Source organism: Dolichospermum compactum NIES-806 (assembly GCF_002368115.1).
GTDB classification, from domain to species: Bacteria; Cyanobacteriota; Cyanobacteriia; order Cyanobacteriales; family Nostocaceae; genus Dolichospermum; species Dolichospermum compactum.
In genome coordinates this window covers 2137650-2149368 of record NZ_AP018316.1, presented here as the reverse complement: position 1 = coordinate 2149368, position 11719 = coordinate 2137650, and the positions used below count along the sequence as shown (strand labels likewise).

The window sequence follows — 11719 nt, the reverse complement described above, 5'->3', positions numbered from 1 at the left end:
AAATCCTATTAGTGATAGAAATTGATGTTACTTCCAAAACACAATTAGATGCTTATTTAGCTTTAGCAGTTCCCGAAGTATGGCGATATGAAAATGATAAATTACAGATTAATATTTGGCAAGATGGTAAATATATAGAATCAAAAATTAGTCCTAATTTTCCTAATTTACCAATTGCAGAAATAATTCCCCAATTTGTTGAAGAAAGTCGGATTTTTGGGAGAAGTCTTACTTTAAGAAAGTTTCGACAGTGGCTAAAACAGCAATAACAAAGACTAGATATTATTTACATCATTCAAAAAGAAGTCGGGGATCTTAATATTATGAAAAAACAACAAATTCAAGACCTATTTAATCAACGTTACAATCAAGCTAAATGGAAGCAATTTTTAGGAGAAACATTTGCTAATGTGCAATTATTAGCAACTCCTGAAAACTTGACAGGTATTGATCATCATGTTGCTACTAATGCTCAAAAATTAGGCTATATATTACTGAATGAAGATGGTATTGATAGACAAATTGCAGTTTATGAAGTTACACTTGCACAGGGGATTATTTTAGAACGTAATCGCGTAGGATTAAGAAATTTATTGCGTAAGTATTGGAAAAATATTGATGGTGCTTTTATTGTTTATCATCATCCAGAAAGTGTAAATTGGCGGTTTACTTACGTTTCTGAATTGACGGGTTATGACGCAGAGGGCGAATTTATTCAAATTAAAACCGAACCTAAACGCTATACTTATATATTAGGTGAGGGTGAAAGTATTAGAACTGCTGGAGAACGGTTTGAACAGATTATTAATAAGGGTAATAAAGTTAGTTTAGAAGATGTCAAAGAAGCGTTTTCTGTAGAGAAACTTTCTAAAACATTTTTTGAGAAATATAAAGAACATTATAATAATTTCTGTGAATATATCATTTCCCAACCTGGGATTTCTCAAACTATCTTTAACGGTGATAAAAAAGCTATTCGTGATTTTAGTAAAAAGTTATTAGGAAGAATTGTATTTTTATATTTTATTCAGAAAAAAGGCTGGTTGGGTGTACCAGAAAATGAAGATTGGGGAAATGGTGATCATCATTTTTTAACTAATCAGTTTCAGAATTTTACCGATAAGGAACTTTTTTATAAATATTTTTTATCTGTGCTGTTTTTTGATACTTTAAACACAAAACGCGCTAATGATTTATTTATTGAAAATCCATCTTATAAAATACCCTACTTGAATGGGGGTTTATTTGAGGAAGAGAATCCAAATCATCGGAATTTAATTTTTCCTGATCATTTATTTGCAAATCTATTTAACGTTTTTGACCAGTACAATTTCACTATTTATGAGGATGATCCTCTTGATCATACCATAGCTGTTGACCCGGAAATGTTGGGTCATATTTTTGAGAATTTACTAGAAGATAATAAAGATAAGGGTGCATATTACACTCCGAAAGAAATTGTCCATTATATGTGTCAGGAAAGTTTAATTGAATATCTGAATACCTATTGTCTAAACTGTGATTTTTCTGATTTAGGGATTACCTTGATAGAAGAAAATCAAAAGGAGTTGATTACACAATTCATCAAAAAGAAAGAAATAAATATAGATATTCTCGAAAAATCAAGCAAATCAAAGGAATCCTATAAATCATGGTTCAGACATTTGAATATTGCATTGGATAAGGTAAAGATTTGTGATCCTGCTATTGGTTCTGGTGCTTTTCCTATGGGTTTGTTACATGAAATATTTACCGCAAAACAAACTCTACATACTTTTGAATTCGGGAATACGACTAATTTTAATGCTTCGGATGTGAAGTTGAATATTATCCAAAATAGTATTTATGGGGTGGATATTGAACGCGGTGCTGTGGATATTGCTAGATTGCGTTTTTGGTTGAGTTTAATAGTAGATGAAGATAAACCAAAAGCTTTACCTAATCTTGATTATAAAATTGTGGTGGGTAATAGTTTGGTGAGTAAGTTTGGTGATGATATTATTGATATTGATTGGGAAATAAAAGATGTTACACAAGGAAGTATTTTAGTTGATGTTTACCAACCTCAAGAAATTTTAAGGAAAATTAGTGATAAACAAAAAGAGTTTTTTAGTCCAGATAGCGATAAGAAAAAATTAGCTGCTGATATCCGTGATTTGAAAATTGATTTGTTGATAAGTCAATTGGAATTGATGATTAAAACTAAAGGTATGGAAGATAAACCCACTGGTAAGGGTAAAACTTTAACTAAGCAAACGGAAATTTATTTACAAACTGTTGGTTGGAAACAAAATATTAAGGAACTTAAACAATTAAAAAATAATCCTGATAAGTCTCTTAATTTCTTTGATTGGAAGTTAGATTTTCCTGAAGTGATGAATCAGCAACTTGTGGAAAATGTGGGTTTTGATATTGTAATTGGAAATCCGCCATTTTTAAACTTTAAAATGTATTCATCAGAAGAGAGAGAAGTATTAAAACTTACTTATCCTGCCATATTTGATGGCAAAGCAGATATTTATTATTACTTCTTTATTTGTGCTGTCGAGTTGGCAAAATCTAATGCTTTTATAACATTCATAACTTCACGGTATTGGCTCGAAGCAGAGTTTGCATCAAAGCTGCGTAAGTATTTAGCAGAAAATGTCACATTTACTGAAATAGTAGATTTTAAGAATATTACTGTTTTCGATGGTATTGGAATTAAAACAGGTATTACAAGTTTTAAAAATAACAAAACAGCAGCATATACATTTTTTTACAGAGACCATTCTGGAAAAAAGATAGAGATAGTAAATCTTGATGAATTTCAAAGTTTAGAAATACCTAAAGCAAATATTGATAAAATAAATTGGGTTTTAAAAGATCAAAAAGGTTCTTTTTTAATTCAAAAAATTGAAAGCAATACAATCTTATTATCAGATATTGCTCACTGTAAGCAAGGCATAATTACTGGCAGAGATTCTGCTTTTATTATCGAAGATTATTTAATAAAAAATTTTCCAAAAGAATTATTAAAAAAATGGCTAAAAGTTGGAGATATTCATAAATTTTATATTAATCAAGTTAAAGAAAGATATTTAATTTATACAAAAAGTATTGAAAATTTAGATGATTTTCCTAATATAAAATCTCATTTTCTTAAATATATAGATAAATTAGAAAATAGAACTGAAGTCAAAAAAGGTAATCTTAGATGGTTTGATCTTCATAGAACAAGAGAACCTAAATTATTTAATAGTGAAAAATTAATATGTAGGTTCAAAGCGTCAGAAAATACTTTTTGCTATGATAATAATAGTTTCTATTCAAGTGCTGATACTACTATCGTTTGTTTAAAAGTTGATGTTAAAGATTACAGTTTAAAATATTTACTGGCTTTGCTTAATTCAAAAGTTTTAGACTACTATTTCAAAAGTTATGGTAAATTAATGGATTACCGCTTTGAGTATTATCCTACGCCAGTAGGTAATATGCGAATAAAAAAAGCCCCAAACCAAGAGAAATTCATTAAATTAGTAGATAATATTTTACTCTATAAAACACAAGGTAAAGACACCACCGCATTAGAACAACAAATAGACAATATGGTTTATAAACTTTACGAACTCTCTTATAAAGAAGTAAAAATAATAGATCCTGAATTTACATTAACAGAAAAAGAATATGCAGACATAAAAATAGATAGGTAGGGTGCGTCAGACTGCATAAATTATATCAATAAACAGATTGGTAATATCTGACACACCCTACAATGCTATAATATCAAATCATCACAAATATCACTGGAGATGAAAATTATATGACTCTCACAATTAACAACTTAGAAAAAATAGAACAAATATTAAAAGATGATGATAACGACTATCAAATAGAACTACAGGAAGGAAATATTTTAATTATGGGTCCATCGGATATAGAATCTAGTGAAATTGGAGAAATATTAAGTCTGATGTATAATCTACATAATTAATTATAAAAATAAATTAAACTATTGATTAGAAATAAATGTTAATATGAAAGTACGAGCAGTAATTCAGCGACTAGAAGCGGATGGTTGGTATTTAGCCAGAACTAGAGGAAGTCACCGACAGTTTAAACATCCTGATAAACTTGGTATAGTTACAGTTTCCGGTAAACCCAATATTGACGTACCCATTGGTACACTAAAAAGTATATGGAAACAAGCACAATTGGAGGAAGAATAATGCGTTATACAGTAGTAATTGAAAAGGGAAACAGCAGTTATGGTGCTTATGTTCCCGACTTACCCGGTTGTATAGCTGTAGCTGAAACATTAGTAGAAGTTCAACAAATGATTGTTGAAGCAATAGAATTTCATATAGAAGGTTTAATAGAGTCAGGTTTACCAATTCCCCAACCTACAAGTATCGCCCAAGAAGTTGAAGTTTTGATTTAATTTAAGTAGTAAATTCCTATATTATCCTGATCAGAAATGTTGAATAGCGTAATAAAACTTTACATATTGAAATAAACTTAGCCTATAAGTGCTATTTTTCATCTTATCCAAATAAGTTTTCTAAACCAATGAACATAACTTATTTCCTGACACATATAGGACTGAAGATAACGGAGTTTATCTAATAAAGTTTTGCCAAATTCTTGCGGTATTTCTATTAGTTGCAATATCAAATAAGCGATTAAACAGCACATTATCTGAATTCTAATTCCATTCTCATTCTTTGTCATAAGTCTGTCTAACTTGAGGTGCATTTTTAAGAATTTCCATAACAATTCAATTTGCCATCTTTGTATGTAAATTTCCATAATCTCTTGATTACTAACTTGCTCTTCTCCTTCATTTAATAAGTTTGTTGCTAAACGAAATTCACTCTTAGTTTCTATATCACAAAATGCTACTACTCTAATTTCCACTTCTCTTTCATCTTTGCCAACTTTACAATTACCATTTTCTAGCATTTCTAAAGTGACATTATTTTTAATTCTTAAGACAAAAGCTTTATTTTTTTGTTGTTTTAATTCAGATATTCTTTCGGAGGATGCAAATCCTCTATCCATTATCCCTACTCCTTTTGACGGAATTGCTTCTACTGTTTCTTGTCCATATTTATGGTCATGTCCTTGCCCAAAATGAATCACCATTCCACCAACTTCTGATGTCAAACTATCTAACCCACAAAATAGTTTTACTTGATGATATCCTTGACTCCATAATAATTTACTTGTTAATGTAATAATTGTTGAATCTATAGGAAATAATGCTTGGGTTTCTTCCTTTCCTTTTTTCTTTCTCAGTTGATTGTTTAATTCAGTTATTATCTCCAAAAATACTTGAGTATCTCTCTTTTTACTTGCCTTGGAAAAATTTGATATTTTTAAATCTATCCCTTGATTATTTAGTCTTTGAAATAAATCTCTCATACTCACTATACTTTTATCCATGACATACTGTAACCACACTGATACAAATGAAAATGTGTCCAGAACTGGATAATCTTTTTTGGGCAATGGTTTCAATATTGTTTTGACCACTTCTGGGAAATTCTTTAAGCGCATAATTTGATAATTCTTTATCTATATTTTTTTAGATTGTATCAAATTATGGTACTTTTTTTTAATCTTTTCCTAACATTCAACACTTCTGTATCCTGATAACTTAATAATTTTGTTTAGAGATCCCCAACATCTTCAAGAAGTCAGGGATCTGAATGATATAAATAAATATGCTATAATATTAAATCATCACAAATATCACTGGAGATCAAAATTATATGACTCTCACAATTGACAACTTAGAAAAAATACAAAAAATATTAAAAGATGATAATAACGACTATCAAATAGAACTACAAGAAGGGAATATTTTAATTATGGGTCCATCGGATATAGAATCTAGTGAAATTGGTGCTGAATTGATTAGATTATTAGGTAATTGGATCAAACCTCGTAAATTAGGGCGAATATTTGACTCCGGTGGTGGGTTTATTATGCCGAATACCGACTTACGCGCTCCCGATGTGTCCTTTGTTGCCGCCGCAAGATTAAAACGGACAGTGAGAGATTTTGCTAAATTAGTTCCTGATTTAGTGGTAGAAATTAAATCAAAAACTGATAGAGTTGCTAAATTAGAAGATAAACTTAAATTTTTTTTAGAATTAGGTGCAAAAGTGGGAATTTTAATCAATCCTGATGAATTAACTGTTACTGTTTATCGTCCTGATGGTAAAATTACATTATTAACAGAAGATGATAAATTAACCGTAACTGAATTATTTCCTGGTTGGGAAATTGCTATTTCTGAATTATGGCCTCCTGTATTTGAATAAGTGCTTATATTTAACCATTCGGTATTGTAGGTTCGGTAGAACGAAGACCAAACCCAACAGAAGAAGGAAAAATGTTGGGTTTTGTTCCAATTGCTTCGCAACGCTAACGTGAACAACCCAACCTACATAGTTTGACGAAATGCTATGATATTAAATCATCACAAATATCACTGGAGATGAAAATTATATGACTCTCACAATTAACAACCTAGAAAAAATAGAACAAATATTAAAAGATGATGATAACGACTATCAAATAGAACTACAAGAAGGAAATATTTTAATTATTGGTCCATCAGATATAGAATCTAGTGAAATTGGTGCTGAGTTCATATATTTGTTAAAATTATGGACTAATCCTCGTAAATTAGGGCGAATATTTGACTCCAGTGGTGGGTTTATTATGCCAAATACTGATTTACGCGCTCCCGATGTGTCTTTTGTTTCTGCCCAAAGATTAAAACGGACTGTGAGAGATTTCGGTAATTTAGTTCCTGATTTAGTGGTAGAAATTAAATCAAAAACTGATAGAGTTGCTAAATTAGAAGATAAACTTAAATTATTTTTAGAATTAGGCGCTAAGATAGGAATTTTAATCAATCCTGATGAATTAACTGTTACTGTTTATCGTCCTGATGGTAAAATTACATTATTAACAGAAGATGATAAATTAACCGTAACTGAATTATTTCCTGGTTGGGAAATTGCCATTTCTGAATTATGGCCACCTGTGTTTGAATAGGTGTTTATATCCTCAATTTTTGATATTAAATAGGACTTACGCACGCTCACTAATTTACCATGATATGAATGAACAAAATTGCGTCGTTTTCGGCTTTGGGAATAACTTATTGAGTAGGGTGCGTCAGATAGAGGGAATCTGTTTTTTTGTCAAAATATCGTGTCTGACGCACCCTACAAGGGATAAAATTTACCTCACATATTTGGGGAATCTTGTCAATGCGTAAATCCTATTAAATCATAAATATACCACTTCCTATACTGAACAACGAGATACCCGACTTCTCTAAGAAGTCGGGTATCTGACTCTATTCAGCAAGCGACAAAGTTAGTTAAAATAATCAACTAACCCCAAAACAGAAACCAGCCGAAAACTCATGGCAGATCAAATGCAGTGGATAAATGCCCTATCAACCCGTCCTTCCTTAGAAGCGGCTATTAACGATGTTGTAGAACAAGCAATGACATCTTTAACAGCACCAGCGGATTTAGGGCTGGTATTCATTTCTTCTGCTTTTATGAGTGAGTATTCCCGACTTTTGCCTTTATTGGCGGAAAAACTTTCTGTACCTATATTAATTGGTTGTAGTGCTGGGGGTGTAATTGGCAGAAAAGAGACTGGAGAAACGGAAGAAATAGAAGCAGAACCAGCCCTGAGTTTAACTTTAGCCCATCTTCCCGGTGTCGAAATCCAACCTTTTCATATTGTGGCGGAAGAATTGCCAGATTCCGATAGTTCCCCGACTGCTTGGATTGATTTGCTGGGTGTATCACCTTCAGTAGTCCCTCAATTTATTCTGCTGTCGAGTCCCTTTGCTTCAGGAACGAATGATTTGTTGCAGGGGTTAGATTTTGCCTATCCAGGTTCGGTGGTTGTGGGAGGACAGGCCAGCAGCGGCTCTATGAATGGTCGTGTGGGCTTATTTTGTAATGATAAGTTATATCGGGAAGGTACGGTAGGCATCGCTTTAAGTGGCAATATTGTTTTAGATACTATTGTTGCCCAAGGGTGTCGTCCTATTGGTGAACCGTTGCAAGTCACTAAAGCGGAACGGAATATTATTTTAGAGTTGGATGAAAAAGTGCCTTTGATGGTATTGCGAAATTTAATTAGTAGTTTGAGTGAAGAAGAACGAACATTAGCACAACATTCTTTGTTTGTGGGTTTAGCAATGGATGAATTTCGGCTAAATTTACATTCGGGAGATTTTTTAATTCGCAATGTTTTAGGAGTAGATCCTAATGGTGGGGCGATCGCAATTGGCGATCGCATTCGTGCCGGACAAAGGTTACAATTTCATCTGAGGGATGCCGAAGCATCAGCCCAAGATTTAGAAATTTTACTCCAAGAATATCAAAGTGAAAATGCCGGACAACCTTCTCCCGTCGGTGCTTTGATGTTTACCTGTTTAGGACGAGGAACAGGTCTTTATGGCAAACCTAATTTCGATTCTCAACTCTTTAGCCGTTACGTCCAGGACATACCAATGGGTGGGTTTTTCTGCGGTGGTGAAATCGGTCCTGTCAGTGGCAGAACTTTCCTCCATGGTTATACTTCTGTATTTGCTATTTGTCGTTCTCTAATCAGCGATAATAGCTATAGCAATCCTATTTGAGTTGTTAACAGGTTTTTTTTAACGAACCACAGAGGCACAGAGATCACAGAGGTAGAGAAAGAAGAGATTTCTGCTGATAAAAAAGCTAATTACATCCTGTAAATCCTTAAATCCTGTAAGTCCTGATATGGCTACGCCACGCTTCGCTATCAGACAATTTACCCTATCAATAACGTACTGTGATTATCAATAAAAGCCGGATTCCCATCATTAACTGCGCTATATTCTTCGATGTAACGACGAACATGAATGGGAAAGTGGGGATATTCTAACATAGCATCACCATCGGCAATTGTCGCCCAAAAGTCCCGTAAACCGGGGGCTAGGGTTTGTGCCTGTGCTAGTGGTAAACTCAAAGGCGGTAAAGTCAATAATTTGAGGACAAATGGATAAGAGCGATCGCCCATCCATTGTCGTGATAATGTTTGTAAATTGGGAAAATCTGGTACTGAATTAACTCGATGAGAAACAACTTGTAAGGATTCACTACCTAATTCATCCCGGTTAAATTCCAACACTCGATAAGGATGAGGGTAGCTAACTAAAGAACCCGTGGTAATATCATAAATTCCGTCTGCACAAGCCACATCTTGAACGTGCAAATGTCCGGTAAAAACTAGTTTTACCCCATAGCGTTGTAATAATGTCCGCAGTTCTGAAGCATTTTCCAACATATAGCGATTTGCCATGGGATGACGGGATTGATTTGGTAAATGTTCAACCACATTGTGATGAATCATCACTAAAACCAATTCATCCTCAATCCCGGCTAACTGCTGTTCTAACCACTGGAATTGCTGACTATCCAACCGTCCTATCTGCTGACCTTGATCATCAAATGAGTTAGAATTAAGACCAATTAACCTCACCCCTGGAAATATCTGCCGATTATAATAATGTTGTTCAGGATTTTCATAACCAAACTTTTGGTAGAAATAGGGAAAATCTGCAAAGCCAATTGATTGTTCATTGGCAATTAAAACAGGGACATCATGATTACCAGGAATAACATAAGATGGAAAAGGTAACTGTGATAATCTGTTTTGTAACCACTTGTGATTTGCTGCTTCACCATGTTGGGTTAAGTCTCCAGGGATCAACAAAAAATCTAAATCTAATTGGGTTAAATGTTCTAATACACTATCAAAAGCCGGAATACTCACTTCCACCAAATGAAAGCGACTAGGGTGATCCCAAATTGTTTCAGGAAGTGCAATGTGTAAGTCGCTAACGATAGCAAAACGAAAATTGAGTTTCATTGATTTTAAGAAAATGTTAAAAATGAAGTTGCAAAAATCCTTATAATCAAAGTATAACTCTCACTCTGTATACCTGTGTAGGAATATTTAGACTTAATAATATTTGTATACATTTGTTTAGAATTGTGTTTTTTCAAAGGAGCGTAAATTTTGTCACCTGTTCGAGTTCGTCAGCACGTTAACCCCCTTGCCAGTAAGTTCCAAACCCCAGCCGCTTCTCCAGAATGGGAAAAGATTTATATCCAACCAAACCTACCTCTACATTTAGATATTGGTTGTGCTAGGGGGAGATTTGTCCTGAAAATGGCACAAGTAGAACCAAATTGGAATTTTTTAGGGTTAGAAATCCGAGAACCCCTAGTAGTCGAAGCCAATAGAATCCGCGACGAAATGGGGTTAACAAACTTGCATTATGTATTTGCAAATGTGAATAATTCCCTAGTTTCCTTGTTATCAACTTTACCATTGGGAAGCTTACAAAGAGTTACAATTCAATTTCCTGATCCTTGGTTTAAAAATCGTCACGCAAAACGTCGGGTAGTCCAAGCGGAATTAGTCACAGAATTAGCGAATTATTTAACCCCTGATGGTGTTGTTTTCCTGCAATCTGATATAGAATTTGTAGCAGTGGAAATGTGCGATCGCTTTCATGAACATCCTGCATTTGAGAAGCTAGGAACAACAACATGGTTAGCCCAAAATCCTCTCCCTGTCCCCACAGAACGGGAAATAGCCACTCAAAACAAAGGTGAACCAGTATATCGAGCTTTATTTAGAAAAAAAGATTACTAATAATTAATTGATGTAGTTGATATCATAGCCCCCTCCTCGCTTGCGGGGAGGGGGGTGGGGGTGGGGTTCTTCTACCTCACTCAACAAAAGAACCGCTATAACCCACCTTCCGCACCCCCTGGTGTCACAATCGGTAATTTCGGATTTTTTCATACCTTAAAGGATGATTTTTATACAAAACTGTGAAAGTTTCAGATAGCGATCGCTATCTGAAATCCCCAAACGACCAATTTTCGTTGTGTGACAGTTTAGGGTGCGGAATGTGGGCTATAAGTAGTGAGACAGAATTAATTACACAATGTCATTGCGTAAGCGTTGCGTGGCGTTAGCCATATGGAACGAAGTGAAATGAAGCAATCGCAAGGGTTGTGATTGCTTCCCTTCCCTCGCAATGACTGTAAATATTTTTGTCCAATTACTTAATTTATTCCTGAAATCGGGATCTTTTAACTAACGAATTAAACCAGCCCGTTGAAAGATAGTATGAGGAGTAATTTCTAAATCTGTTAATATTTCGTGGCTGATAATTTGATTTCCTCGAAAAGTTACAGGTAGAGAAGATGCTGTAAAGACAGTGATAGTTTGAGATATTGTATCTACTATCCAAACTAATAGAATCCCCGCTTGTAGATAATAAGTGGCTTTATCAATCATGTCTCCGAAAGTCTGACCAGGAGAAATAATTTCGATAACTAATTCTGGGATAACAGGACAAGCCTCATTTTCAAGCCAGTCAGCAGCAAGACGGTGATAGGAAACATAAGTTAAATCAGAAGTATCCAACCTGCTTGATTTTTGGTTAATTTGATTCCCCATTCCACAACAACACGACCTTGATCTTGCGCCCATGTAGATAATAGTATATGAAAGAATTCAGGAGACATTTGCTCATTTTTATATTTGGCTACAGCTTCACCGTCAACAAACTCATAAGTAGTATCACTTTCGGGAAGTGCGAGAAATTCTTCCACAGTAAGCCGATTTTTTAGTTGAGTCATAGTTA

At 33.9% G+C, this 11719-nt stretch carries 10 protein-coding genes and 2 pseudogenes; 9 read left to right on the top strand and 3 right to left on the bottom strand.

Annotation, left to right across the window (positions count from 1 at the left end; all coding sequences use genetic code 11):
• From CA730_RS10305 to CA730_RS10285, 5 genes and pseudogenes are all read left to right on the top strand, one after another.
• Positions 1–269 (top strand): annotated as a pseudogene (locus CA730_RS10305) (Uma2 family endonuclease); the annotation flags it as partial.
• 54 nt (positions 270–323) lie between these two features.
• Complete coding sequence (locus tag CA730_RS10300) at positions 324–3692, top strand: Eco57I restriction-modification methylase domain-containing protein (RefSeq protein WP_096667000.1); 3369 nt, start codon at positions 324–326, stop codon at positions 3690–3692.
• Positions 3693–3802: 110 nt separating this feature from the next.
• The gene (locus tag CA730_RS10295; protein ID WP_197705519.1) at positions 3803–3973 is read left to right on the top strand and encodes a hypothetical protein; all 171 of its coding nucleotides are present in this window, start codon (positions 3803–3805) and stop codon (positions 3971–3973) included.
• Between the two features lie 43 nt (positions 3974–4016).
• Positions 4017–4208 (top strand): type II toxin-antitoxin system HicA family toxin, encoded by a 192-nt coding sequence (locus CA730_RS10290; protein WP_096666998.1) that lies wholly within the window; start codon positions 4017–4019, stop codon positions 4206–4208.
• On the top strand, positions 4208–4420 hold the full coding sequence (locus tag CA730_RS10285) for a type II toxin-antitoxin system HicB family antitoxin (protein ID WP_027402154.1): 213 nt from the start codon (positions 4208–4210) through the stop codon (positions 4418–4420). Before CA730_RS10290 ends, CA730_RS10285 begins: the two co-directional genes overlap by 1 nt.
• A gap of 98 nt (positions 4421–4518) precedes the next feature.
• Here the strand turns inward: CA730_RS10285 and CA730_RS10280 are convergent, their stop codons facing one another.
• Positions 4519–5538, bottom strand: a complete 1020-nt coding sequence (locus tag CA730_RS10280; protein WP_053537527.1) for a transposase — start codon at positions 5536–5538, stop codon at positions 4519–4521.
• 215 nt (positions 5539–5753) lie between these two features.
• Here CA730_RS10280 and CA730_RS10275 point away from each other — a divergent pair, with 215 nt between their 5' ends.
• From CA730_RS10275 to CA730_RS10265, 3 genes are all read left to right on the top strand, one after another.
• Positions 5754–6308 (top strand): Uma2 family endonuclease, encoded by a 555-nt coding sequence (locus CA730_RS10275; RefSeq protein ID WP_096666996.1) that lies wholly within the window; start codon positions 5754–5756, stop codon positions 6306–6308.
• A gap of 187 nt (positions 6309–6495) precedes the next feature.
• A complete protein-coding gene (locus CA730_RS10270; protein WP_096666994.1) occupies positions 6496–7050 on the top strand; it encodes a Uma2 family endonuclease in 555 nt (184 codons plus the stop codon).
• Between the two features lie 376 nt (positions 7051–7426).
• Positions 7427–8665 carry an FIST signal transduction protein gene (locus CA730_RS10265; RefSeq protein ID WP_096666992.1) on the top strand — a complete coding sequence of 413 codons (1239 nt, stop codon included), beginning with the start codon at positions 7427–7429 and terminating at the stop codon, positions 8663–8665.
• Positions 8666–8823: 158 nt separating this feature from the next.
• Here CA730_RS10265 and CA730_RS10260 read toward each other — a convergent pair whose 3' ends face one another.
• A complete protein-coding gene (locus CA730_RS10260; protein ID WP_096666990.1) occupies positions 8824–9924 on the bottom strand; it encodes a metallophosphoesterase family protein in 1101 nt (366 codons plus the stop codon).
• Positions 9925–10074: 150 nt separating this feature from the next.
• On the opposite strand from CA730_RS10260, the gene trmB reads away from it, so the two are divergent.
• Positions 10075–10716 (top strand): tRNA (guanosine(46)-N7)-methyltransferase TrmB, encoded by a 642-nt coding sequence (gene trmB, locus CA730_RS10255; RefSeq protein WP_096666988.1) that lies wholly within the window; start codon positions 10075–10077, stop codon positions 10714–10716.
• Between the two features lie 450 nt (positions 10717–11166).
• Here the strand turns inward: trmB and CA730_RS10250 are convergent.
• Positions 11167–11714, bottom strand: a pseudogene (locus CA730_RS10250) (Uma2 family endonuclease).
• Positions 11715–11719: the final 5 nt, after the last annotated feature.

What these genes read in the sequence shown, in the direction of transcription:
- CA730_RS10300 (WP_096667000.1), top strand. Translation starts at nt 324, where the DNA reads ATGAAAAAACAACAAATTCAAGACCTATTTAATCAACGTTACAATCAA.
- CA730_RS10295 (WP_197705519.1), top strand. Translation starts at nt 3,803, where the DNA reads ATGACTCTCACAATTAACAACTTAGAAAAAATAGAACAAATATTAAAA.
- CA730_RS10290 (WP_096666998.1), top strand. Translation starts at nt 4,017, where the DNA reads ATGAAAGTACGAGCAGTAATTCAGCGACTAGAAGCGGATGGTTGGTAT.
- CA730_RS10285 (WP_027402154.1), top strand. Translation starts at nt 4,208, where the DNA reads ATGCGTTATACAGTAGTAATTGAAAAGGGAAACAGCAGTTATGGTGCT.
- CA730_RS10280 (WP_053537527.1), bottom strand. Translation starts at nt 5,538, where the DNA reads ATGCGCTTAAAGAATTTCCCAGAAGTGGTCAAAACAATATTGAAACCA.
- CA730_RS10275 (WP_096666996.1), top strand. Translation starts at nt 5,754, where the DNA reads ATGACTCTCACAATTGACAACTTAGAAAAAATACAAAAAATATTAAAA.
- CA730_RS10270 (WP_096666994.1), top strand. Translation starts at nt 6,496, where the DNA reads ATGACTCTCACAATTAACAACCTAGAAAAAATAGAACAAATATTAAAA.
- CA730_RS10265 (WP_096666992.1), top strand. Translation starts at nt 7,427, where the DNA reads ATGGCAGATCAAATGCAGTGGATAAATGCCCTATCAACCCGTCCTTCC.
- CA730_RS10260 (WP_096666990.1), bottom strand. Translation starts at nt 9,924, where the DNA reads ATGAAACTCAATTTTCGTTTTGCTATCGTTAGCGACTTACACATTGCA.